The organism is Pseudomonas sp. B21-015 (genome assembly GCF_024749285.1).
Taxonomy (GTDB): domain Bacteria; phylum Pseudomonadota; class Gammaproteobacteria; order Pseudomonadales; family Pseudomonadaceae; genus Aquipseudomonas.
On record NZ_CP087196.1, the window covers coordinates 2,059,558 to 2,083,949 of the forward strand.

A 24,392-nucleotide genomic window follows, 5' to 3' on the forward strand; every position below is an offset into this window, starting at 1 on the left:
ATCTTATCGCTAGCGCGAGACTTGAGCCATCCCTAAAGGAGGGCTACACGATGAAAGGTCACAATGAGCATGTAACGCAAGAAAAATTCTCAATCCACGCGGTATCCGATCTGCTGCACAAGTTTAGTCGCTGGTACGAACTTCACCGTGAACGTGAATTGCTGGCGGGCTTGAGCGACGAAGCACTGAAGGACATCGGCGTGACCCGTGCAGATGTTGAACATGAGGTGGTAAGACCATTCTGGGATGATCCGATGCATAAATGATCATTCCATCGCTACACAAACCGCTTCCGGGTGAGGTAGGTTGCGAGCAGACAAGGAGATGCTCATGCCCGCCACACTGTCCTTTTCCCTCAAACAGGCTCGGCGTCTGGCGCTGGCCGCCCAAGGGTTCAACGGGCGCCAGCCGCTGGCGGCGATCAAACCGGTTCAGCTCAACCGGTTGATCGAGCGCCTCGGCATTCTACAGATCGATTCGGTCAATGCGTTGGTGCGTTCGCACTACCTTCCGTTGTTTTCCCGTCTTGGCAATTACTCACCCGACTTGCTCGATCAGGCTGCCTGGAGTCAGGGGCGTCGGCGCACGTTATTCGAGTATTGGGGTCACGAAGCGTCGTTGCTGCCCTTGTCGATGTTTCCCCTGATGCGTTGGCGCATGCAGCGCGCGACCCGCGGCGAAGACATCTATCAGCAACTGGCGCGTTTCGGTCGTGAACGGCAGGACACGATTCGCCGCGTGCTGGCGTCGGTTCAGGAACTCGGTGCGCTGGGTGCGGGCAGTTTGTCGACCCGTCAGGAGCGGGCAGGGCCTTGGTGGGACTGGAGCGCCGAAAAGCATGCGCTGGAATGGCTGTTCGCCGCCGGCGAAGTGACCGTGGCCGGCCGGCGTGGGTTCGAACGGCTTTATGATTTGCCGGAGCGGGTCATTCCCTCGGCGATTCTCCAGCAGCCTTTGCTCAGTGAGGCGCAGGCCCAGCGCGGGCTGTTGCTGCATGCCGCCACGGCGTTGGGCGTCGGTACGGAAAAGGACCTGCGGGATTATTTTCGCTTTAGCCCGGCAGACAGCCGACCGCGGCTGGCGGAGTTGGTCGAGGAGGGCGATCTGCTGGTGTGTGAGGTTGAAGGCTGGCGGCAACCAGTCTATTGCCCGGCTGAGCCGAAGGTGCCGCGCAAGGTCGAGGCCAGTGCGCTGCTTTCACCGTTCGACTCGCTGATCTGGGAACGCAGCCGTACCGAGCGATTGTTCGATTTCCGTTATCGGCTGGAGATTTATACCCCGCAGCACAAGCGTATCTACGGCTATTACGTATTGCCGTTTTTGCACCATGAGCGGATTGCCGCACGGGTCGACTTGCGCGCCGAGCGAGCGTTGGGTCGGCTGGCGGTGCACGCCGTGCATGTGGAAGCGCCGGGGCTGGATGAGGCGGGGATGCTGGCGTTAGCGGTCAATCTGCGGCAGATGGCCGATTGGTTGGGGCTGGCGCAGGTTCAGTTGAATTGCCCGCGGGCGAGTGCGGCAAGATTGCGGGTGGCATTGGCACAGATTGAGGGCGATTGAACCGACGCTATCGCGGGCAAGCCCGCTCCCACAGGAGTCGCGCCAGACACATGATTTGTGAACGACGCGGTCATTGTGGGAGCGGGCTTGCCCGCGATGGTGGTCTGTCAGGCAATAAAAAACCTAATGACTCACCGCCGAACCTGCTTCAGGGTTTCAGCAATCAAAAACGCCAATTCCAGCGACTGATCGGCATTCATCCGTGGGTCGCAGTGGGTGTGGTAGCGATCTGACAACCCATCCTCGGTAATCGGCCGCGCGCCGCCGATGCATTCGGTGACGTTCTGCCCGGTCATTTCGATGTGGATGCCGCCGGCATAACTGCCTTCCGCTTCGTGAACCTGGAAGAACTGTTTCACCTCGCCAAGAATCTGCGCGAAGTCGCGGGTCTTGTAGCCGCTGCTGGCCTTGATGGTGTTGCCGTGCATCGGGTCGGAACTCCAAAGCACCTGCTTGCCTTCGCGTTGCACTGCGCGAATCAGTTGCGGCAAGTGATCGCCAACCTTGTTCGCCCCCATCCGCGCAATCAGGTTCAGGCGACCCGGGTCGTTGTCCGGGTTGAGCACGTCGATCAAACGAATCAGGTCTTCAGGGTTCGTGCTCGGACCGACCTTCACGCCGATCGGGTTGTGCACCCCGCGCAGGAATTCGACGTGAGCACCGTCCAGTTGACGGGTACGGTCGCCGATCCACAGCATGTGGGCCGAGCAGTCGTAGTAGTCGTTGGTCAGGCTGTCGCGACGTACGAAGGCTTCTTCGTAGTTCAGCAGCAACGCTTCGTGGGCGGTGAAGAAACTGGTTTCACGCAGTTGCGGCGAACTGTCCATGCCGCAGGCGCGCATGAAGGCCAGGGTTTCATCGATGCGATCAGCCAGGTGGCTGTATTTTTCGGCCAGCGCCGAGTTGGCGATGAAGTCCAGGTTCCACTTGTGCACCTGATGCAGGTCGGCAAAACCGCCCTGGGCAAAGGCGCGCAACAGGTTCAGGGTCGCGGTGGACTGGTGATAAGACTGCAACAGGCGGTCCGGGTCCGGCACACGGCTTTTTTCGTCGAACCCGATGCCGTTGACGATGTCGCCACGGTAGGCCGGCAGCGTCACGCCGTTGATGGTTTCATCGTTGGCCGAACGGGGTTTGGCGAACTGGCCGGCCATGCGTCCGACTTTGACCACCGGGCAACCGGCGGCGAAGGTCATGACGATCGCCATTTGCAGCAACACTTTAAACGTGTCGCGAATTTTCGCGGCGGAGAACTCGGCGAAGCTTTCGGCGCAGTCGCCGCCCTGTAACAGAAACGCCCGGCCCTGGGTCACTTCGGCAAACTGACGGCGCAACTCCCGGGCTTCACCGGCAAACACCAGCGGCGGATAGCTCGCCAGGGTTTGCTCGACGTGCAGCAAATGCGCCGCGTCGGGGTATTGAGGTTGTTGCTGGATCGGCAGGGCGCGCCAGCTGTCAGGGCTCCAGGGTTGGCTCATTGCAGTCTCTAGTGTTTTACGCTCGGACGGTTATGTTATCAGCAATTAGTGCGTGACCTGTTCCCGTCGCTTCGCGGACAATCGTGCCTTTGCCGCTTTATGTTGCGGTTTATTGCGTTGCCGGGGCCGGTAACGATCAGGAGACGAAATGACTGAGGAGCGCGTCGAGCATCTGCTCGCCGAGGTACAGGATGAGTTCGGCGTGATTCGCGTGCTGGAAGTGGCCGATTACCGTTTTCTGGAGTTCGGTGACGCCATCGAACAGAGCTGCGTGTTCACCGCCGACCCGAGCTGGCTCGAGTACGATTACACCCGGGCGATGCTGATTGGCGCGCTGTGCCACGAACAGCCGGACAGCGCGCTGTTCCTCGGGCTTGGCGCCGGCACACTGACCCAGGCCTGCCTGAAGTTCCTGCCGCTGGAAGATGTCGAAGCCATCGAGCTGCGTCCCGACGTGCCGCGGCTGGCCATCGAATACCTCGGCCTGGATGATGATCCGCGGCTGTATATCCGCGTCGGCGATGCGCTGGAGTTGCTCGATACGGCTGAACCGGCCGATCTGATTTTCGTCGATCTCTATACCGATGTCGGGCCCGGTGTCGGGCATCTGGCCTGGAGCTTTCTGGAAAACTGTCAGAAACGCTTGAATCCGGGTGGCTGGCTGGTGATCAACCAGTGGGCCACCGACGACGGCAAACCGCTGGGGGCGGCGTTGTTGCGCGGCCTCTATCATCGGCATTACTGGGAACTGCCGGTGAAGGAGGGCAACGTGATTCTGATCGTGCCATCGGAGCTGGACCAGGCGCTGGACATGGACGGGCTGATCGCTCGCGCTGAAGGTCTGGCGCCGCGATTGGGGTATTCGTTGCAGTCGTTGATCAAGGATATTCGGCCGGCGACATAAGGCGTTGCCTGTTCGGGCCCCTTCGCGAGCAAGTCCGCTCTCACAGTTGACCGAGTAGAAGCGCAAATTTGCGACCGACGAAGATCGAATGTGGGGGCGGGCTTGCTCGCGAAAGCATCCTGCTCGTCAATACATGCCTCAAAGCCCTTTGAATACGCCCGGCCGCTTCTCGATCATCGTACGCACACCCTCCTTGGCATCCTCGCTATTCAGCAGTTTCTTCACCAGCGCCGGCAATGCCTGGGCCGCCGCCGTCTCACCCTCATAGCGCGCCTGCCGGGCAGACATCAACGTTGCCTGAACCCCCAGCGGCGCCTGTCGGGCAATCCGCTCCGCCAACTCGACCGCCCGTGGCAACAAGCCCTCGCTGGCCATGACTTCCTGCACCAGGCCCAGATGCAAGGCGTCATGCGCGTCGAATTCATCGCCGGTCAGCAACCAGCGCATGGCATTGCCCCAGCCAGCGACCTGATGCAGACGCAAGGTGGCGCCACCGAACGGGAAGATCCCGCGCTGCACTTCCTTCTGGGCAAAGCGGGTGTTGCTGGCGCACAGGTTGATGTCGGAGGCCAGCATCAACTCGATACCTACGGTCAGGCAGTAGCCTTGCGCCGCGACAATCACCGGTTTGCTGGCTCGGGGGCCGGTGAACACGCCCCATGGATCGCAGCCACCGGGCGGTGGCTGCCAGCCTTCGGCCAGGGCCGTGCCGGTGCTGACCAGATCGAGCCCCGCAGTGAAATGCTCGCCATGGCCGAACACCACCGCCACCCGCGCTTCACTGTCAGCCTCGAACTCGCCATAGGCCAGGCTGAGTTCGTTGAGCAGGTCGAGGTCGAAGGCATTGCGTTTGGCCACCCGATCCAGGCCGATCATCAGGACATGACCGTGCCGTTCACGGGTTACACGACTGGGGCTGGGCTGATTCATGGAGCGTTTCCTCGGTGGGGAGGGGGGATATGAGACCGAAGGTCTGCGTCACCACGGTGAACCGTTTTAGCGCCATCGCCAGCAGGGCCGGGCCTTTGCAAAATGGACTGTCGCACGATAATCCGCAAAGCCTGTGACACAACGGTGTACGCGGGTTTTTTCCGATAAAAAAAGCTCCCTTTTTTGGCGAATTCCGGTATAGTGCGCGCCGGCCTTTAACCGGGCCGCGTTTAGGTAGCGCAATTCCCCGAAGCCAGCTTCGGCTGCACGTCCCCAGCGGACTCTTCCTTGACGATTCTTTTCATTCATTCGTTTTCGCAAATCCCCGCCGACAAAGCTGCCAGGGCGACTCTTGAGTCTCAACACGGCATGTGCAGCTTTGGAGCATGGGTCTTTGCGGATGCACTTAGAGGCAGACCCATGACCCAGGAAATCGGCGGCTTCGCCGCTCTTGAACTTCACCCTAATATTGTCGCTGCAGTAGTCGCTACCGGCTATGAAGAGCCTTCGGCCATTCAGCAGCAGTCGATCCCGATCATTCTCGCCGGTCACGATATGATTGGCCAGGCGCAAACCGGTACCGGTAAAACCGCTGCCTTTGCCCTGCCGATCCTGCACCGCATTGATCCGTCCAAGCGCGAGCCGCAAGCTCTGATCCTGGCCCCAACTCGTGAGTTGGCGCTACAAGTTGCAACCGCTTTCGAAACCTACGCCAAGCAAATGCCGGGTGTAACTGTTGTGGCTGTCTACGGCGGCGCGCCGATGGGCCCACAATTGAAAGCAATCCGTAATGGCGCACAGATCGTTGTCGCCACTCCGGGTCGTCTGTGCGACCACCTGCGTCGCGACGAAAAAGTCCTGGCTACCGTGAACCACCTGGTTCTCGACGAAGCGGACGAAATGCTCAAGCTGGGCTTCATGGACGACCTGGAAGTTATCTTCAAGGCCATGCCGGAAACCCGTCAGACCGTATTGTTCTCGGCCACCTTGCCGCAATCGATCCGTGCCATCGCCGAGCGCCACCTGCGCGATCCGAAGCACGTGAAGATCCAGAGCAAGACTCAGACCGTTACCGCGATCGAACAGGCTCACCTGTTGGTTCACGCTGACCAGAAGACCTCTGCCGTTCTCAGCTTGCTGGAAGTGGAAGATTTCGACGCCCTGATCATGTTCGTGCGCACCAAGCAAGCGACCCTGGACCTGGCCAGTGCCCTGGAAGCCAAAGGCTACAAAGCCGCTGCGCTGAACGGTGACATTGCTCAGAACCAGCGTGAGCGCGTGATCGAATCCCTCAAGGATGGCCGTCTGGACATCGTTGTGGCGACCGACGTTGCCGCTCGTGGCCTGGACGTTCCGCGTATCACTCACGTGTTCAACGTTGATATGCCGTACGACCCGGAATCCTACGTTCACCGTATCGGCCGTACCGGCCGTGCCGGTCGCGAAGGTCGCGCACTGCTGCTGGTGACTCCTCGTGAGCGCCGCATGCTGCAAGTGATCGAGCGTGTTACCGGTCAGAAAGTGGCCGAAGTTCGCCTGCCGGACGCTCAGGCCGTTCTCGATGCCCGCATCAAGAAACTGACCAACAGCCTGTCGCCACTGGTCGCTGATGCCGAATCGACTCACGGTGATCTGCTGGATCGTCTGACTGCCGACATCGGTTGCAGCCCGCGTGCCCTGGCCGCAGCCCTGCTGCGCAAGGCTACCAACGGTCAAGCGCTGACCCTGGCCGCGATCGAAAAAGAACGTCCACTGGTGCCGAACAATGCACCGCGTGGCGATCGTCCAGAGCGTTCCGGTGATCGTCCGGACCGTGGTGACCGCGAGCGTCGTGCTCCGATCCCGCTGGCTGAAGGCCGTGCTCGTTGCCGTACCGCGCTGGGTGCGCGTGATGGTATCGCTGCCAAGAACCTGCTGGGCGCCATCCTCAACGAAGGTGGTCTGGCGCGTGAAGCTATCGGTCGCATCCAGGTGCGTGACAGCTTCAGCCTCGTCGAGCTGCCGGAAGATGGTCTGGAGCGTCTGCTGACCAAGCTGAAGGACACTCGCGTTGCCGGTAAGCAGTTGAAGCTGCGTCGCTATCGCGAAGATTGATCCGCTCTCGGGCTGATTGATCGCACATAAAAAATCCCCGACAGGTTCGGGGATTTTTTTGTCTGCTGTTTTGTTCATGGCTGTTGAGCGGCGTCGTCCCCATCGCGAGCAGGCTCGCTCCCACAGGGAAACGCATTCCAATGTGGGAGCGAGCCTGCTCGCGATGAGGACGCCTCGGTCTACCTGTCAGCCAAAGCGATAAATGTCCATACCCAACGCCCCCATGGTGAACCCCTGATGCGCAATGCTGAACTCACCCCCGGCCGCGCGGGCAAAGTACAGCGGCAGCAGATGCTCGTCGCTCGGGTGGTTGCGCACAGCGTTCGGCGCTTGCTGACGATAGTCGTGCAACGCGGCTTCGTCGTTCGCTTCGAGTTTTTCGATCATCCAGTCGCGGAACGCCTTGGCCCAGGGTTCGACGCTTTCCGGGCCGGCGTGCCAGTCCAGTTCCCGCAGGTTGTGGGTGATGCTGCCGGAGCCGATCAACAGCACACCGTGTTCGCGCAGGCTGGCCAGGGCATGGCCGATGCGGGTTTGCAGGGCCGGGCCACCACGAGTGGGCAGTGAGACCTGCACCACCGGGATATCGGCCTGCGGATACATCAACGACAAGGGTACCCAAGCGCCATGGTCGAACGGTCGCTGGGTGTCGATGCGTGCAGGCAGGCCGTCGGCCTTCAGCAGCTCGACAACCTGCGCCGCCAGTTGTGGATTGCCGGGTGCCGGGTACTGCACCTCGAACAAGGCCTGGGGAAATCCGCCGAAGTCGTGCCAGGTTTCAGGCTGGGGATTGCCGCTGACCAACAGTTCGCTGCTTTCCCAGTGCGCGGAAACCATCACGATGGCCTTGGGTTTCGGCAATGCGACGGCCAGACGAGCGAGGGCCGGTCCGCTGGCGCCGGGTTCCAGGGCTAGCATGGGGGAGCCATGAGAGATATACAGACTGGGGAACATGAATGAGCTCCTGAGAGTAAGATGGCACCATCTTCAGTCAGATCATTGATCTAAATCTAATATAAGTTTTAGGGTCTTTTGATCGAGTTTTTCGGGGTTAATTATGCAGCCGGAGTTTTGGCACAAACGATGGGCGTCGAATCAGATCGGCTTTCATCTGCCGGAAGTGAATCCTTATCTGCAACGGTTCTGGCCAGCGTTGAGCCTGGAAGAGGGCGCTCGCGTGCTGGTGCCGCTGTGTGGGAAAAGTCTGGATCTGTTGTGGCTGGCGCACCGAGGTCATGAGGTCTTGGGGATTGAACTGTCGGAAAAGGCCGTGGAGGACTTCTTCAATGAGCATCAATTTGACCCGGACGTCAGTGAGCAGGGGCCGTTCAAGGTCTATCGGGCGGGGTCGATCGAGCTGTGGTGCGGTGATTTCTTCGAGTTGACGGCAGGCGATGTCGCCGATTGCAGCGCGCTGTACGACCGCGCGGCGTTGATCGCCTTGCCGCCGGCGATGCGTGAGCGATATGCCGAGCATCTGAAGCGGATTCTTCCGAAGGATTCTCTGGGGCTATTGATTACCCTGGATTACGACCAGACGCAGATGGATGGGCCGCCCTTCGCAGTGCTGGATGATGAGGTGCAACGGTTGTTCGGCGATGTGTGGGCGCTGAAGATTCTGGAAGACCAGGACGTCCTGGGTGAGAGCGGGAAGTTTCTCGACGCCGGTGTCACGCGGCTTGAAGAGCGGGTTTATCGGGTTTCCAGCCATTAAGGTGTGTTGAGTTTGTTGGCCTCTTCGCGGGCAAGCCCGCTCCCACAGTTACCGAGTGATCTGAATAGACGCGGTCCACTGTGGGAGCGAGGCTTGCCCGCGAAGAGGCCCTGATGAACACCGCATTAATCAAACAGAAAAAAAAGGCCCGCATTCACTGCGGGCCTTTTCTTTTAGTGCGGAGCCTGTCAGCCCCGACGACGCAGTGCGTCGATGCGTTCTTCCAGCGGTGGGTGGCTCATGAACATACGGGCAAACCCTTGTTTGAGGCCACCGTTGATGCCGAAGGCATTCAGGGTGTCCGGCATGTGCACCGGTAGCCCTTGCTCTGCACGCAGACGCTGCAGGGCACCGATCATTGCGCTGGTGCCGGCCAGGCTTGCGCCGGCTTCGTCGGCGCGGAATTCGCGTTTGCGCGAGAACCACATGACGATGGCGCTGGCCAGGATGCCCAGAACCAGTTCGGCGAAGATGGTCGCCACGTAATAGGCGATGCCCTGGCCTTCTTCGTTCTTGAAGATCACCTTGTCGACAAAGTTGCCGATGATCCGGGCGAAGAACATCACGAAGGTGTTCACCACGCCCTGGATCAACGCCAGGGTGACCATGTCGCCATTGGCCACATGGCCGATTTCGTGGGCCAGAACGGCTTTCACTTCATCCGGCGAGAAGCGCTCGAGCAAGCCCTGGCTGACTGCGACCAGTGCATCGTTCTTGTTCCAGCCGGTGGCGAAGGCATTGGCTTCATAGGCCGGGAAAATACCGACTTCGGGCATCTTGATTCCGGCTTCGCGGGACAGTTGCTCGACGGTTTGCAGCAGCCATTGCTCGTGCCGGGTGCGCGGCTGGCTGATGATCTGGGTGCTGGTACTCATCTTCGCCATCCACTTGGAGATGAACAGCGAGAACAGGGAACCGGCGAAACCAAAGACCGCACAGAAAATCAGCAGCTGATTGAGGTTGAGATCAACCCCGTTGGCCGCCATGAACCCGTTGAAGCCGAAAAGGCTCAGGGTGATGCTGGCAATCAGCACGACCGCCAGGTTAGTGGCCAAAAACAGCAAAATGCGCATCATGGTTGTAGAAATCTCCTCGTGCTAAAGATGTAGCGTACTGCGGGGTATATAAGGTGCTGCACCGGGCTATTCAACAGGGTGACTATTTCAAACTGTGTCCTACGGCAACAGTTTAGCCGCATGAAGGGCATTTCCGACGTCGGCATGGGAAGTGTTTGTCAGCCGATTAACCTCGCAGGCCCCGTCGTTGTTAGACGCGGTCACGAGTCAAGTCGCCAGTCAGGGCTTGAAGCAACAATGTTCGGCAGGGTGCAAAGATATGTTGCTGAATTAATCACCGTGCGACTTTCGCAAGCGTCGCACGGTGACAGGTCACTTACTGGCGGTAGGACTTGAGGAAGTTACCGATCCGGCCAATGGCCTGATCCAGGTCGTCGACCCGTGGCAGGGTGACCACGCGGAAGTGGTCCGGCCATGGCCAGTTGAAGGCCGTGCCTTGTACCACCAGCAGCTTCTCCGAGAGCAGCAGGTCAAGCACGAATTTCTCGTCGTTGTGGATCGGGCAGACTTTCGGGTCGATCCGCGGGAAGGCATACAGCGCGCCCATTGGCTTGACGCAGCTCACGCCCGGAATGTCGTTCAGCAATTCCCAGGTACGATTGCGCTGTTCCAGCAGACGCCCCTGAGGCAATACCAGGTCATTGATGCTCTGGTAGCCGCCCAGTGCGGTCTGAATCGCGTGCTGGCTCGGCACGTTGGCACACAGGCGCATGTTGGCCAGTATATCGATGCCTTCGATGTAGCTCTGGGCGTGGTGTTTCGGGCCGGAAATGGCGACCCAGCCGGAACGGAAACCGGCCACGCGATAGGACTTGGACAGACCGTTGAAGGTCATGCACAGCAGGTCCGGCGCCAGCGAGGCGGTGCAGATGTGCACGGCGTCGTCGTACAGGATCTTGTCGTAGATTTCGTCGGAGAACACCACCAGATTGTGCTGACGGGCCAGTTCCAGCATGCCCAGCAGCACTTCTTTGGAATACACCGAACCGGTGGGGTTGTTCGGGTTGATGATCACCAGAGCCTTGGTGTTCGGGGTGATCTTGGCCTTGATGTCAGCCAGGTCCGGCCACCAGTTGGCCTGTTCATCGCACAGGTAATGCACCGGGTTGCCGCCCGCCAGGCTCACTGCGGCGGTCCACAGCGGATAGTCGGGAGCTGGCACCAGTACTTCGTCGCCGTTGTTGAGCAAGGCCTGCATCGACATCACGATCAGCTCGGAAACGCCGTTGCCCAGATAAATGTCTTCAATGCCGACGCCTTCCACCTGCTTTTGCTGGTAGTACTGCATCACGGCCTTGCGGGCACTGAACAGCCCCTTGGAGTCGCTATAGCCCTGGGCGGTCGGCAGATTGCGGATCACGTCCTGAAGGATTTCATCCGGTGCTTCGAAACCAAAGGGGGCCGGGTTGCCGATGTTCAGCTTGAGGATGCGATGGCCTTCCTCTTCCAGGCGTTTGGCGTGCTTGAGCACTGGGCCGCGAATGTCGTAGCAGACGTTGGCGAGCTTGTTCGATTTGCTGACCTGCATGGCGATGTATTCCCGAAAATGAACGATCCAGGCGGCGTATGAACGACCGTGCTGGGAATCCTGCGTATTCACACAGGCCTGACGCCGTGGGTGACGGCACTCATAAATCCGTTTGAATGCGCGTGGTCTGGCTGCCAGACTGGCGTTTGACGAGGCGCAATCATACGTGCCGCCCGATCCGTGGAAAAGATACAGATCGGGCTTTTTCAGCTGCTGAGGTGTGATGATGGAAAAGTTGGAAAAAACCCTGGAAGAATGGCGGGCCATGCTCGATCCGGAGCAGTACAACGTTTGCCGCCTCAAGGGCACCGAACGACCGTTCTCCGGTAAGTACAACGACAGCAAAGTCGACGGTGTTTACCACTGCATTTGTTGCACCGCACCGCTGTTCGACTCAAAGACCAAATTCGATTCCGGCTGCGGCTGGCCGAGCTTCTACGCGCCGATCGGCGACAGCGCGATGGTCGAGATCCGTGATGTCAGCCACGGCATGATCCGCACTGAAGTGGTCTGCGCCAAATGCGATGCGCACCTTGGGCATGTGTTCCCGGACGGTCCGCCGCCCACTGGCCTGCGTTATTGCATCAACTCGGTGTGCCTGGACCTCGTTCCCCGCGGGTAGTCCACTTCTGCGTAGGAGCTGCCGAAGGCTGCTCCTACCTCGATGGGGGCGTTTCAGGTATCGATCGATTTATTAAATTGCACGCAATTCAATTGCTCGCTATGTTTGGCCTTTCTTCTTCCTCTCGGAGTTCGTGCCATGAGCGACAGCCTGCTGAGCATCCCTTGCACCACCATCAAGGGTGAGCAAAAGACCCTGGCCGACTTCGCCGGCAAAGCGGTACTGGTGGTCAATACTGCGAGCAAATGCGGTTTCACCCCACAGTACAAAGGCCTCGAAGAGCTCTGGCAGACTTACAAGGATCAAGGCCTGGTGGTGCTCGGCTTTCCCTGCAACCAGTTCGGCAAGCAGGAGCCAGGCAACGAGGGGGCGATTTCCGAGTTCTGCGAATTGAATTACGGGGTGAGTTTCCCGCTGTTCAAGAAGATCGAAGTCAACGGTGCCGGCGCTCATCCTCTGTTCGTTCAGCTGAAAAAACGCGCACCGGGCGTGCTGGGTTCCCAAGGCATCAAGTGGAACTTCACCAAGTTCCTGATCGGCAAGGACGGCCAGCTGGTCAAGCGCTTTGCTCCGGCGACCAAGCCGCAGGACCTGAGCCGCGAGATCGAAGCCCTGCTCAAATGAACACGTTGTCAGTCGATTCCCTGAAGCTCGACAGTCAGCTCTGCTTCAAGCTGTACGCCGCTTCTCGGGCGGTAATCCGCGCTTACAAGCCGATGCTCGATCAGTTGGGCCTGACCTACCCGCAATACCTGGCGATGCTGGTGTTGTGGGAATGGCAGGAAGTGGCGCCAGAGCAACCGACGGTCAAGGCGCTGGGCGAACGCCTGGCGCTGGATTCCGGGACCCTGACGCCGCTGCTCAAGCGTCTTGAGCAGCTGCAGCTGGTACAGCGTCAGCGTTCGGCGCGCGATGAGCGTGAGGTGCATCTGAGCCTGTCGCTCACCGGCAAGGCCTTGCGTGATCAGGTCGGGCCGCTCAAGGCTCGTCTGTTGTGCGATAGCGGCGTGGATCTGGATCGCCTGAATGATCTGCGCGATGGCCTCGATCACCTGTTGGGGCAAATCAAAGCGCTGTCGTAGTGGGTATCCACAAGTCGAGCAGGGCCGCCAGTTCTTCCCGGCGGAAGGGTTTGGCCAGGTAGTCGCTCATGCCCGCCGCACGGCAGCGTTCGCGTTCTTCGGACATGGCGTTGGCGGTCAGGGCGACGATGGGCAGTTGAGGCCAGCGCCCGCTGCGACGGATTTGCCGACTGGCTTCATAGCCGTCCATCACCGGCATGTTGCAGTCCATCAACACCAGATCGAATTCGCTGTGCTCAAGCTGATCCAGTGCTTCGGCACCGTGGGCCGCGACGCTCACCTCGCAACCGAGTTTTCCGAGCATGCCCTTGGCCACCAACTGATTGACCGGGTTGTCCTCCACCAGCAGGATGCGCCCGCGTCGCTGGGGCGAAAGGACTTCGACCCGGGCGCCGTTGATCGCCTGGAGTTCCGGCTGCAAGATCCGTCGCAATGTCTGGTAAAGCGCGTTGCGCGCCAAAGGCCGCGCCTGCTGTTGCAAAGGCGCCAGAGCATTGGTTTGCTCACTGGGCAGGAAACTGCCGTAAGCGGTCACCAGCAGAATCGGCGCGGTGAAGGTAGGGCGCAGGCCAAACAGGCATTCGGGACAGTCGGTGATCAGCACGTCCGGCTCCAGACCGATCAACCGGTCATCAATGGAACGCTGTTGATAGTCGAGCCCCCATTCGGGCAACAGACTCTTCAACAGTTCCGCCAGACCGCTGCTGGCGGCGGTAATCGCGATGATGTTGCCTTGCAGAAGTGCCGGGGCGATGGCCTGGGTGTGGCAGGGCAGCGGCAGGTCGGCGCAGAACTGGCTGCCGAAGCCTGGTTCCGAGCTGATCGTCAGACGCCCTTGCATGGCTTCGCAAAGGTTGTAGGTCAGCGCCAGGCCCAGGCCGGTACCGCCGAATTGCCGGGTAATGCCGGCACCGGCCTGGGTGAACGGCTGGAAGATTTTGACTTGCGCGTCCTGGGCGATACCGATGCCCGTGTCGCAGACTTCGATTCGCACGCCATCCTCGAACGTTGAAAGACGCACATCGACCCGCCCGAAGCGGGTGAACTTGAGGGCATTGGACAACAGGTTGCTGACGATCTGGCGGACCCGGGTCGGATCACCGAGCACCAGTGCAGGAAACTTCGGATCGATCAGGCACGCCAGTTCGACGCTGGGCGCGGCGTTCTGGGACAGCAGGTTGGCGGTGTCTTCGATCAGCGAGCCGAGGTCGAATGGAATGTGTTCGAGTTCGAGCTGGCCAGCATCGAACTTCGACAGGTCGAGAATATCGTTGAGCAGTTCCACCAGCACTTTGCCCGAGTCGTGGGCGATGGACAGCTGTTGCTGCTGTTCGGCATTGAGCGGGCCGTCCAGCGAGAGCGCGATCATCCCCAGCAGACCGTTGAGGGGCGTGCGGATTTCATGGCTCATGTTGGCCAGGAACACCGAACGTGCTTCGGCCATGTCCAGGGCGGTCCTGCGGGCGACTTCCAGTTCATCGTTGGACTGGCTGAGTCGAGTGTTGATCGCCTTGAGTTCCGCAGTGCGAGCCGAGACGATGTTTTCCAGTTGCGAGAGGTAGTCGGTCAGGCGATTTTCAGCGTTGCGCCGTTGCTGGATTTCGGTGGCGATGTTTTCAAATTGCTGATTGGCGACCTTGACCAGGACCCCGATTTCATCGTTTTCATGCCCCGTCGGACACTCCAGCCACGTCGGTTCCGCGCTGCGCGGGTCACGGCCACTGAGCTCGCGGATGACCCGCACCAGCGGTTTGGTCAGCATTACGTAAAACAGCGCCAGCAAAATGCCCGTGAGGATCAGGCTGCGTGCGAAGCCATTGAGCAGGGTCACTTCAGCCCGGCGCAGGAAGCGGCTGCCGAAGGTGTAGGTATCGACTTCCAGGTGCAAGGTCCCGAGGGATTCGTCCGGCAAGTGGTCGAGGTACAGGCGGTCTTCGAACTGTCGGTTGGCGCCGAACAGGAAGTCGCTGAGCATCCTGTAATTGTTTTCCAGGCCCGGGCGTTTGACGCTGGCCAGCACGGTATTGTTGTTGTCGGTCAATTGCACGCTGATGATCGCCGGAGAGCGCAGTAGCCCCATGGTCAGCTCCTGGGCGAGTTCGGCGTCGATGTTGTAGGCGATGCGGGACGCGGGGTTATGGCTGATTTCCAGCAAAGACAGTATTTCGCGGTTGATGGAGGCGTCTTCGCTGGCATAATCGATGCCAATTTGCACCAGGCTGAGCAGCGTGCCCAGTATGAAACCGACCAGCACCGTAAGCCGGGCTTGCTTGTACGACAGCCGGTGGCTGAACTTGATATCCATGGGATGTTGAACCACTTCCGTTTCCCTTCGCTGCTCAAGCATAGTCGATCATCACTGGATACCGATGTTCTCGCGAAATACCTGTACGGGGTGCAGGCCGGGCATCGGCCCCTGCGTTTCGTCGCTGTACCGCCATCATTACTGTGAACGTGCCCGAGGAGAAGACGTGGATTCCCGATTGAATGCTTTTCTTGAACGCGCCGATGCCGTTCTGGCCCGTATCGAACCGCTGCTGCCCGCGCCGCGGCAGGCCATCGACTGGACGCACTGCCTGGCCGCGCGCTGGCAACGCGAGGGGCGCAACGGTTTTCTGTTGCCGTTGCAAGTCAGCCTCGATATGCGCCTGTCCGACCTGATTGGCGTTGACCGGCAACTTGAGCAACTGGGCCGAAACACTCAACAGTTTCTCGATGGCATGCCCGCCAACCACGCTTTGCTCTGGGGCGCGCGAGGCACCGGTAAATCGTCGCTGGTGCGCGCCTTGCTGTCGGAACACGCCAAGAGCGGCCTGCGGCTGATCGAGATCGAGCGCGATCACCTGGCGGACTTGCCGCGCGTGGTCGAGCAGATCGCCAGGCTGCCCCAGCGTTTCGTGCTGTTCTGTGATGACCTGTCGTTCGAGTCGGGCGAGGGCGATTATCGCGTGCTCAAAAGCGTACTCGATGGCTCCCTCGAGCAGGCACCGGACAACGTTCTGCTGTACGCCACTTCCAACCGCCGCCATCTGGTGCCGGAAAAGGAAAGCGATAACGAAAACTGGAAAAGGGTCGATGGCGAGCTCCATCCCAATGAGGCGGTGGAGGACAAGATTGCGCTGTCGGACCGTTTTGGTCTGTGGCTGTCGTTCTATCCGTTTACTCAGGAGCATTTCCTCAACGTTGTCGAGCACTGGATCGGCCAACTGGCCGACAAGGCCGGCCTTGAGTGGCAGCGTGACGAAGCGCTGGACATCCTCGCGGTGCGCTGGGCCACGGGCCGGGGTAATCGTAACGGACGTTGCGCGTATCAATTTGCCCGCTATTGGGTCGGGCTAAAGTTGTTGGAGCATAAGGCATGATCGATCTGCAAAAGAGCGGCCAGGGCCTTGAGGGCTATGGCATGCTGTGTGCGCAGCTGGAATCGTTGCTGGCGGACGAGCGTGATTTTATCGCCAACGCCGCGCAATTTTCGGCGTTTCTGTTCAACCAGCTCGATGACCTGAACTGGGCTGGTTTCTACCTTAATCGCAACGAAGAACTGGTGCTTGGCCCGTTTCAGGGGCAGATCGCCTGCGTACGGATTCCGTACGGTCGCGGCGTGTGCGGGGCGGCGGCGGCCACCTTGCAGACTCAACGGGTCGAAGACGTACACGCATTTCCCGGGCACATCGCCTGCGACAGCGCCTCGAACAGCGAGCTGGTGGTGCCGCTGGTCAAGGACGGTCGACTGATCGGCGTGCTGGACCTCGATAGCCCGAGACTCGCGCGTTTTACCGCTGACGATCAGGCCGGGATCGAGCAGCTGGCGGCGATTTTCCTGCGCCTGACCGATTTCTGATCAGGCCGTCAAGCCGGCCTTGATCAGCAGGCTTGACGGGTCGACGGCATCGATCTGTCGTGGATCGAGGAAGCGACTGGCGTACTGCAAGTAAACTTCGTCGTTGATGAACAGCCCGAACAACTCGGGGTCGATGTGAGCGTCGCGGCACATGGTGGCCATGATGCTCAGCGCTTCGCTCAAGGACTTGGCCTTTTTGTAGGGGCGATCGGCGGCGGTCAACGCTTCGAAAATATCGGCAATCGCCATCATCCGCGCCGGCAGGCTCATGTCTTCGCGCTTCAACCGTTTCGGATAACCGGAACCGTCCATTTTTTCGTGGTGGCCACCGGCGATCTCCGAAACGTTGTTGAGGTGGCCGGGGAAGGGCAGGTGGCTGAGCATCAGGATCGTCTGCACCATGTGGTGATTGATGACGTAACGCTCCTCGCGGGTCAGGGTGCCTCGGGTGATGCTCAGGTTATAGAGTTCGCCCCGGTTGTACTTGTAGCGCGGCACGTCGAGCTTGAACCCCCAAGGGTTGTCGGCCGGGATCAGTTCGCTGTCGGCGCGCTCAAGCAGATGCTCGGGTTTATCCGCCAACAGCGGCTCGCTGACCGGCAGGGGCGCCGCCGGGGTCCGGGCCTGGCGCCGGTTCTCTTCCCACGAAACACCAAGCCGATCATCCAGGGTTCGGGTCCAGGTGCGTTGGGCGATGGTGTTCAGCCGTTGCAGATCGGCCTCGGCCATGGCCTCGCTGCCCTGGTTGCAGCGGGCTACGAACGCGAAATCATCGTCCAGCGCCGCCAGGTTCGCATTGCGCAATTGCCCCAGATGCGGCTCGTCACCCCCCAGGGCGATGGCCTGCCAATAGTTGATCCAGGCGTCACGCTTGAGGACTTCGAAGCGGGTGCGAATTTCATGGATGCGGTCGTTCAGGGTCTCAAGCTTCGTGGCTTTGTCGACCACGTATTCAGGGGTAGTGACTTTGCCGCAGTCATGCAGCCAGGCGGCGATATGCAGGGCTTCCCACTCATCTTCGGTGGGCTGATAGCTACTGAAAGCCGGGTCCTGACTGGCCGCGGCAGCCTGTGCCAACATCAGCGTCAGTGCCGGCACCCGCTGGCAGTGCCCGCCGGTATAGGGACTCTTGGCATCGATTGCGCCGGCCAGCAATTGAATGAAGGAGTCCAGCAGTTGTTTCTGTCTGGCTTGCAGACGCTGACTTTCTATGCTCACGGCGGCTGCACCGGAAACCGCCTGGAGAAACGCGATGCGATCGGGGCGAAGTTTATCCAGGTCATCCTGCGTGCCGCTGTCGGTCAGCAGCAGGACCAGCAGGCCCACGGTTTCGTTATGACGATTGTGCAGCCGAATACCGATCAGATGAACCCGTGGGCACTCCAGCGCGAGCAAAACCTTCTGCAAATCCCCCGCCTGTTCGAAACCCAGAGTGGTGACAACATTGTCGGCGGTTGACAGCGTCTGCATCCATTGAGGGCTCTGCGGCTCCTGAGGACTGTGTCCTTGAAGGTCGAATGACGGCAATGCCTGTGAGCTACCGTTGATAACCAGAGCATGAGGCTCCACACGATCGTCATCATTTTCACGCAGGTAGAGCAGACCGGCCTGGGCCTGGGCGATCTGCACGGTTTCAAACAACACCCGTTGCAGCAAGGGGGCGAAACGGGTCTCGGCGCTCAGGCTGTCGGTGATCCGGAAAAAGCTCGCCAGGGTGTCTTTCATGCGCGCCATCGACACGCTCAGTTGGTCGACTTCAAGCACCGGCGAGCGACGGGTGGCCGGAAAATTGAAATCGAAACTGCGAATCGCATCGGCTTCCTGCACCAGGGCATGCAAGGGTTTGACAAGGATTCTCGAGGTCAGCCAACCCATGGGCAGGCACAACAGCAGTGTCGCCAGGGTAATCAGCGCGCCTTGCCAACGCATGCGGTAGGCGTCGACGAGCAATTCGTCCTCCGGCACCAGTAGCGCCAGCTGCAGTCCCTGCGGGCCACCCTCCTGCATGCTGCTGCGCGCCACGATCCATTGACGACTCGCGGCGTTCAGGCGATTGACCTCGGGGGGGCTGCTGAGCAGGGCCGCGAGGCTGGGGCTCAGGTCAGCGGCTTTGATCAGCCGGGCAGTCTGGTCGTCGACGATCAGTTTGCTGCTGTCGGGGTAGGCAATGGCATCTCCCTCGGCGTCGAACAGAACAATTTCGGTACTGGGGGTCACCACATGTTTGGCCAAGGTCGCCGACAGTTCAGCCAGCGTAAGGTCGGCCCCCATCACCGCATGCTCGCCACTGCGCCGGGCCAGAGTGGTGCCGACGTTGTGGGTGGAGAAAAAAAGATAGGGTTCGGTGGTGATCTGATCACGCTCGCCGCGGGCGCTGGAGAACCAGGCGCGGCTACGGGGATCGTAGGTTTCGTCGGGGTTGTCCTGGCGGCTGATGAGGGCCAGGTTCTGATCGAAAAACAATGATTGGGAGTGGGCCTGACCGCTGCTTGGGTGCTCGATGCTCCATACCTGATACGCCGCGGTGTCCGGTGCCTTGACTTGCGTTTTCAGGGCGTCGGTGCGCAGGGGACGCACCATGAAAAAGTCACCATTGCCGTAGCCCAGGTACAGCGAGGCCAGATCGGGGTTGTCCTGGAGCGATTGGCTGAAGGGCTTGAGCAACACCAGGCGCTGCTCAAGGTCGGGCGCCTGGGTCGCCGGATTGTCCGCCAGCAAGCTCAGCAGATGACGAATCGGCTCATAGGTGCGATGCAGGTCCAGACGGACATCCTGCTCGATGCGGTTGAAGAGCTTTTCGCTGCTGGAAAGAATGATCTGGGTGGTTTGCCGATAATTGAAAATGCCCAACACCACCCCGGTCAGCAACAACAGGAAGGTGAACATCACACTGATATGGATGTGCAGGGGAAACCGGCGTTGATCCGGGCGCAGTGGGTTGGGCATTGCAGCTTTCTCCATGATGATGAACACACTGCTCAGCCTTCAAGCATAGTTAACGCTCTGTCATTGTGCTTTTGTCGTGGTGCCCCATCTGTTGGTGCAATGCTTGCTCCAGTTCGAGCATGGCACGCACCATGGACTTGCTGCAATCGGCCACTTCGTCGTAGTGGAGCCTGTTATTGCAAGCCTTTTCGAGTGCCTCGCAGCTGTCGATCAGTCGGGAGGCCTGGACGATTCTGGCTGCACCTTTGATTTTGTGGGCGATGTCCAGGAGTGACTGCCGGTCCTTTGATTGGGACAACGCCAGCAGAGTTTGCCGGTCCAGGCGGTTGCTGCTCAGCAGCTCGGTCAACAATCGTCGGTTCAGTGTCGGGTTGCCTCCGGTCAACAGGTGCAGCCCTTCCAGACTGAAGGCCGGGTTGCGGACCGTCGGCGCAATGCCTTCGATCCATTGGTTCAAGGTTGTCAGGCTGAGGGGTTTGAACAGGCAATCGTCCATCCCGGCTTGTTTGCAGCGTTGTTTTTCCTCTGGCTGCGCGTTGGCGGTAAAACCCAGAACGGTACAGGGAGGGCGCTGCATGTGCTGTTCGTGTTGGCGAATGGCACGGGCCATGTCATATCCATTCATGATCGGCATGTTGCAATCGGCAATCACCAGGTCGAATGGCTGAGCCTTCCATGCCTCGAGCCCCGCCTGACCATCCGCTGCGACGTTGAACCGATGCCCCAGAAATTCCAGTTGCTGGCACATGAGCAAGCGATTGGCCGGGTGATCATCGACCACCAGAACGTTCAAGGGGGCAGTGCTGGGGTGAATGTGCGGCTCGGCAATTTCCGGCATCCGTTCAGGTGGCAGGGTTGCCAGATTCAGCGAAACCCGGACCTGCGTGCCGACTCCCGGCTGGCTGCTCAATTGCAGGCTACCGCCCATCATTTCGCACAGATTACGGCTGATCACCAGGCCCAACCCCGTACCGCCTCTGGGTAACTGTCCGGCGTTTTCGGCCTGAGCGAAAGGCTCGAATAGCCGTTGTTGATCCTGCTCGCCGATCCCCGCGCCACTGTCCTCAACCTGCAACTGCAACAGAACCCGGTCGGGCTCGTCGGTCGGTTGCAGCTCGACGCTGATCCTGACCTGACCCTGTTGCGTAAACTTGATGGCATTGCTGACCAGGTTGGACAGCACCTGCTTGAAGCGCATCGGGTCCAACAGGACATCGGTCGCCGGTTTGGCTGGGTTGAATTCCAGTCGCAGTTCGAGATTTTTCTGCCGGGCCAGTCCGTCGAAGATCCGCACCACCGAGGCTACGCTTTCAGCCAGATTGACGCGTTCCGGGCTCAGGCTCAGACGCCCGGATTCGATACGCGCAATGTCGAGAATGTCCCCGATCAGCTCCAGCAGATCTTTCGCCGAGTTGTACGCGACCTCGATGGCCGGTCGATCCGCATGGCTATGATCAATCCGTTTGAGTGTCAGTTCGAGCATGCCGATGATTGCATTCATCGGCGTGCGGATCTCATGACTCATGGTCGCCAGAAAGGTACTTTTGGCTCGGTTGGCTTCATCGGCACGCTCTTTCGCCGCCTGCCGCTGTTTTATCTGGCGTCTCATACAGGCGTTCCAGGCAACGGATATCAGCAATAACACGCCGGCACCGGTAACGATCTGATAGAACACTCGGTGATAGTTGCGCCAGGTACTTTGCGAGGCCGCCGAATAACCACGCCAGCGGTTGTTGATGATGCCCAGCTCTTCCGGTGCGATGCTCAGCAGTGCCTTGTCGAGGATGGCATTCAGCTCTTTGGCGTCGCGCCCGGTAGCCAGGGAAAACGCCGCCTGTTGGGTGCCGATGGTGGTGCTGATCTGAAGTGCCTGCTCGAAGATTCGCGATGAGATGAAGTAGTTGGCGATCACCAGTGAGTTCACCGCACCTTCTGCCTGTCCTTCGACGAGCAACTCCACGGCACTGAACGTGTCCGGGGTTTCAATCAGGTGGATTCGCGGAAACTCGCTGCGCAGGTAATCCACCAGTGGATTGCCCTGGGCAATGGCCAGACGTTTGTCTTGTAGTTGCGTGAGGTTTGTCGGGCTGTCGGCCGCTTTGCGTGTCAGCAGGACAAAGGAGTTTTCCAGATAAGGGCGGCTGAAGTTCAACATCGTTTCACGCTGTGCGCTGGGGAGCAGGGCGGCGATCAGGTCGGCCTGATGGTTGCCGATTTGCTCGATCATCTCGTCATCGCTTCGGCTGCGCTGGATCTCGAAGCGTAAACCGGTACGCAACCTGATCAGCTCGAGCAGGTCGGCCGTGACACCCCGAAAGTTGCCGTCACTGTCGAAAAACGTCAGGGGCGCAAACGCTTCATTGACCACCACCCGCACGACCGGATGTTGCGCCAGCCAGCGTTCTTCGCGGTGGCTGAGTTGCAGTTTGTGATCGGTGAGAAGAATGTCGCTGCCGGCACTCCAGCGTTTGGCGATGTTTTCTCGCTCGCTGGTGGGGATGGCCTTGAGTACCGCGTTGATGATCCCGAGCAGATCCGGGTTGTCCTTTTGCACGGCAAAGCTGAAGCCATGGGCTTCGTGTTTACCGAAGTTGGCCATGCGGATGTTGTTCAGATACCCCTTGTTGATCATGTAATGGGTGGAAATGGTGTCACCGAGAAAAACGTCGGCCTGGTCGAAGGCAACCGCGTTGATTGCATTCTGGTAGGACGGGTAGGACGTGATGATTGCCTTCGGATACAGCGCCCTGACCTCATCCAGAGGCAGGTAGTGATACACCATGCTAAGCCGCAGGCCGGCAAGACCATCGGTCAGCGACCTGGTTTCTCCTTCTCGTGTCACCAGTACGGGTTGATCCGCCGCATAAGGTATGGACAGCGCAATGTCGGCATTGTCGGCCTCGAACCCATTGGCGGTGCCGAGCATGTCGACCTGGCCTTTTTCCAGCGCCTCGATCGCGGCCCCTCGGGACGCGAAGCGCTGAACTTTAATGGGCAACCCCGTAACGTTGCCGAGGATGCCTGCGTAATCGGCGGTGAAACCTTCGTAGTCTTGGCCACTGAGGGTCAGGTCGAAAGGAGGATAATCCGGGGCCGACGTACCCAGGATCAATTCACGTTTGTCTTTAACCCATTGTCGTTGTGAAATATCCAGTTGGACTTCCATGTGCCCGGCCGTTGAGCGACTGAGCAAGGTGTAGTTTTCGCTGGTCGTCTGCGCCGCGAGCACCGAGGTGCTCAGGCATAAACCCGCGACCGTGAGTTTTAGATAATCCTTCAAACGACTGGGCATCCTGTTTCTCACACTAACGCGTTACGTTTTGCCATGTCGATGAGTTCAACCAGGGATTTGGCTTTGAGTTTCTGCATGAGTCGTTTTTTATAGGTGCTGACAGTCTTGTTACTGAGAAACATGCCCTTGGCAATTTCCTTGTTGGTACGACCTTGGGCAAAAAGTTGTAATACCATCAGCTCTCGATCGTTAACGGATTTGAATAGTTCCAGGTCAGCCCACCTTGCGTCGTCACTACGAACAGGGTTCAAGGCCTGGCTGGGGAAATAGTTGTAACCTGATAAGACCGCTTTGATCGCACTCACCAGTTCACTGAGTTCTTCCTGTTTGCATACATACCCCGACGCACCGGATTGCATGCAGCGAATACCGAAAAGTTTTGGGCATTGTGCGGTTAATATCAGTGTTTTTAATGGTGTACTCATTGCGTTGAAACGGGAGAGCACTTCCAGCCCATCCAGTTTGGGGATACTGATGTCGAGGATGATCAGGTCGGGCATGCATTCGCGCACCATCTGCATGGCATCGACGCCATTGTCAGTTTCGCCCACGACTTTGTAACCTTCATGTTCCAGCAGCATTCGAACGGCAAGGCGGATGACAGGGTGATCGTCGACAATAAAAACGGAGTTCATAATCAAATCCCATACGTGCACAAATAAAGCGCGCACCTTAGCTCAGTAGTTGAGGGGCCGCATGAGCTGACAGGCCTGTAGCAGCAATATAGGAAAAATCCTACAGTCGAAGAAGAATGGGGCTACGTGTCAACTAGGTTTTGCATGAGGAAGGGTGAAAGTTTGCTAGAGGCAGTCAAGAGGCAGGAAGCGTTGGGCTATAAGTTTTAATCTGTATGCTGGTCATGGTTTTAGTGTGTGTGAGTTTTGGTGTTTTTATCATGAGGCCAAGGTCAACAAGTTTCTAAAGTCTGATTGTTTCAATGGCTTGATCAAGTAACCCAGCAAGGGCAATCCATGTTCGTTGGCCATGGTTTTAAGTTTGTCCAGCTCAACGGATGTCAGGCTGCTCAAAAGTATGGCCTGTCTGATCATTCCCCGGTGACTGGCGAACTCGATCAAGTCAAGGCCTGGAAGGTCGGGCAGGCATTGGTCGCACAGAAGAATATCGAACGGCTGCGCAGCCTTGAGCATTTGTTGCAAGGCGCCTTCGGCACTGTCAGTGGTGGTCAGTTGGGTGAAGCCGTAACTCTCGAGCAGGTATTGAGTCGCTCTCAGCTGAAATGGATGATCTTCCACCAGCAATATGTGCCAATCGTGTTTGAACGTAGGAGTTTTCATGCTTCATCTGTCGAGCAGTGGGTGTGCAAT

General features: G+C 59.1%; 19 protein-coding genes and 1 pseudogene. 10 read left to right on the forward strand and 10 right to left on the reverse strand.

All coding sequences use genetic code 11. The features are described from left to right. The first annotated feature begins 50 nt into the window (after positions 1 to 50). A complete protein-coding gene (locus LOY38_RS09555; RefSeq protein WP_258699807.1) occupies positions 51 to 266 on the forward strand; it encodes a DUF1127 domain-containing protein in 216 nt (71 codons plus the stop codon). 64 nt (positions 267 to 330) lie between these two features. Then, on the forward strand, positions 331 to 1,560 hold the full coding sequence (locus LOY38_RS09560; RefSeq protein WP_258699808.1) for a winged helix-turn-helix domain-containing protein: 1,230 nt from the start codon (positions 331 to 333) through the stop codon (positions 1,558 to 1,560). Positions 1,561 to 1,691: 131 nt separating this feature from the next. Here LOY38_RS09560 and LOY38_RS09565 read toward each other — a convergent pair whose 3' ends face one another. Continuing rightward, positions 1,692 to 3,038 carry a class II 3-deoxy-7-phosphoheptulonate synthase gene (locus tag LOY38_RS09565; RefSeq protein WP_258699809.1) on the reverse strand — a complete coding sequence of 449 codons (1,347 nt, stop codon included), beginning with the start codon at positions 3,036 to 3,038 and terminating at the stop codon, positions 1,692 to 1,694. 148 nt (positions 3,039 to 3,186) lie between these two features. Between LOY38_RS09565 and LOY38_RS09570 the strand changes: the two genes are divergently transcribed. Continuing rightward, the gene (locus LOY38_RS09570) at positions 3,187 to 3,942 is read left to right on the forward strand and encodes a spermidine synthase (RefSeq protein WP_258699810.1); all 756 of its coding nucleotides are present in this window, start codon (positions 3,187 to 3,189) and stop codon (positions 3,940 to 3,942) included. A 138-nt stretch (positions 3,943 to 4,080) separates the two neighbouring features. On the opposite strand, the gene LOY38_RS09575 is transcribed toward LOY38_RS09570, so the two are convergent. Beyond that, positions 4,081 to 4,872 (reverse strand): crotonase/enoyl-CoA hydratase family protein, encoded by a 792-nt coding sequence (locus LOY38_RS09575; RefSeq protein ID WP_258699811.1) that lies wholly within the window; start codon positions 4,870 to 4,872, stop codon positions 4,081 to 4,083. Between the two features lie 386 nt (positions 4,873 to 5,258). Between LOY38_RS09575 and LOY38_RS09580 the strand changes: the two are divergent. Further along, positions 5,259 to 6,966 (forward strand): annotated as a pseudogene (locus LOY38_RS09580) (DEAD/DEAH box helicase). Positions 6,967 to 7,152: 186 nt separating this feature from the next. Here the strand turns inward: LOY38_RS09580 and LOY38_RS09585 are convergent. After that, entirely contained in the window at positions 7,153 to 7,920 is a 768-nt protein-coding gene (locus LOY38_RS09585; RefSeq protein WP_258699812.1) for a class III extradiol ring-cleavage dioxygenase, read from the reverse strand. A gap of 103 nt (positions 7,921 to 8,023) precedes the next feature. Here LOY38_RS09585 and LOY38_RS09590 point away from each other — a divergent pair, with 103 nt between their 5' ends. Further along, positions 8,024 to 8,680, forward strand: a complete 657-nt coding sequence (locus LOY38_RS09590) for a thiopurine S-methyltransferase (RefSeq protein WP_258699813.1) — start codon at positions 8,024 to 8,026, stop codon at positions 8,678 to 8,680. Between the two features lie 188 nt (positions 8,681 to 8,868). On the opposite strand, the gene htpX is transcribed toward LOY38_RS09590, so the two are convergent. Together htpX and LOY38_RS09600 are read right to left on the reverse strand one after the other, a co-directional pair. Continuing rightward, complete coding sequence (htpX, locus tag LOY38_RS09595) at positions 8,869 to 9,756, reverse strand: protease HtpX (RefSeq protein WP_007940016.1); 888 nt, start codon at positions 9,754 to 9,756, stop codon at positions 8,869 to 8,871. Positions 9,757 to 10,072: 316 nt separating this feature from the next. Further along, positions 10,073 to 11,284 carry a pyridoxal phosphate-dependent aminotransferase gene (locus LOY38_RS09600; RefSeq protein WP_258700690.1) on the reverse strand — a complete coding sequence of 404 codons (1,212 nt, stop codon included), beginning with the start codon at positions 11,282 to 11,284 and terminating at the stop codon, positions 10,073 to 10,075. 226 nt (positions 11,285 to 11,510) lie between these two features. On the opposite strand from LOY38_RS09600, the gene msrB reads away from it, so the two are divergent. The 3 genes from msrB (at position 11,511) to LOY38_RS09615 (ending at position 12,988) form a co-directional block, all read left to right on the forward strand. Then, positions 11,511 to 11,906, forward strand: a complete 396-nt coding sequence (gene msrB, locus LOY38_RS09605) for a peptide-methionine (R)-S-oxide reductase MsrB (protein WP_258699814.1) — start codon at positions 11,511 to 11,513, stop codon at positions 11,904 to 11,906. 138 nt (positions 11,907 to 12,044) lie between these two features. Next, positions 12,045 to 12,530 (forward strand): glutathione peroxidase, encoded by a 486-nt coding sequence (locus tag LOY38_RS09610; RefSeq protein ID WP_258699815.1) that lies wholly within the window; start codon positions 12,045 to 12,047, stop codon positions 12,528 to 12,530. Beyond that, on the forward strand, positions 12,527 to 12,988 hold the full coding sequence (locus tag LOY38_RS09615; protein WP_258699816.1) for a MarR family winged helix-turn-helix transcriptional regulator: 462 nt from the start codon (positions 12,527 to 12,529) through the stop codon (positions 12,986 to 12,988). Before LOY38_RS09610 ends, LOY38_RS09615 begins: the two co-directional genes overlap by 4 nt. Here the strand turns inward: LOY38_RS09615 and LOY38_RS09620 are convergent. Further along, positions 12,972 to 15,293: a response regulator gene (locus LOY38_RS09620; protein WP_258699817.1), complete on the reverse strand. Its 2,322-nt coding sequence runs from the start codon at positions 15,291 to 15,293 to the stop codon at positions 12,972 to 12,974. The two genes, LOY38_RS09615 and LOY38_RS09620, sit on opposite strands and share 17 nt — an antisense overlap. Before the next feature lie 166 nt (positions 15,294 to 15,459). Here LOY38_RS09620 and LOY38_RS09625 point away from each other — a divergent pair, with 166 nt between their 5' ends. Both LOY38_RS09625 and LOY38_RS09630 read left to right on the forward strand, forming a co-directional pair. Next, positions 15,460 to 16,350, forward strand: a complete 891-nt coding sequence (locus LOY38_RS09625) for an ATP-binding protein (RefSeq protein ID WP_258699818.1) — start codon at positions 15,460 to 15,462, stop codon at positions 16,348 to 16,350. Next, complete coding sequence (locus tag LOY38_RS09630) at positions 16,347 to 16,829, forward strand: GAF domain-containing protein (protein WP_258699819.1); 483 nt, start codon at positions 16,347 to 16,349, stop codon at positions 16,827 to 16,829. Before LOY38_RS09625 ends, LOY38_RS09630 begins: the two co-directional genes overlap by 4 nt. Here LOY38_RS09630 and LOY38_RS09635 read toward each other — a convergent pair whose 3' ends face one another. The 4 genes from LOY38_RS09635 to LOY38_RS09650 form a co-directional block, all read right to left on the reverse strand. Beyond that, positions 16,830 to 19,775: an HD domain-containing phosphohydrolase gene (locus tag LOY38_RS09635; protein WP_258699820.1), complete on the reverse strand. Its 2,946-nt coding sequence runs from the start codon at positions 19,773 to 19,775 to the stop codon at positions 16,830 to 16,832. Positions 19,776 to 19,824: 49 nt separating this feature from the next. Further along, positions 19,825 to 23,067 carry a transporter substrate-binding domain-containing protein gene (locus tag LOY38_RS09640; protein WP_258699821.1) on the reverse strand — a complete coding sequence of 1,081 codons (3,243 nt, stop codon included), beginning with the start codon at positions 23,065 to 23,067 and terminating at the stop codon, positions 19,825 to 19,827. 8 nt (positions 23,068 to 23,075) lie between these two features. Next, positions 23,076 to 23,702: a response regulator transcription factor gene (locus LOY38_RS09645; protein WP_258699822.1), complete on the reverse strand. Its 627-nt coding sequence runs from the start codon at positions 23,700 to 23,702 to the stop codon at positions 23,076 to 23,078. Between the two features lie 258 nt (positions 23,703 to 23,960). Then, positions 23,961 to 24,362, reverse strand: a complete 402-nt coding sequence (locus LOY38_RS09650; RefSeq protein ID WP_258699823.1) for a response regulator — start codon at positions 24,360 to 24,362, stop codon at positions 23,961 to 23,963. Positions 24,363 to 24,392 lie beyond the last annotated feature (30 nt).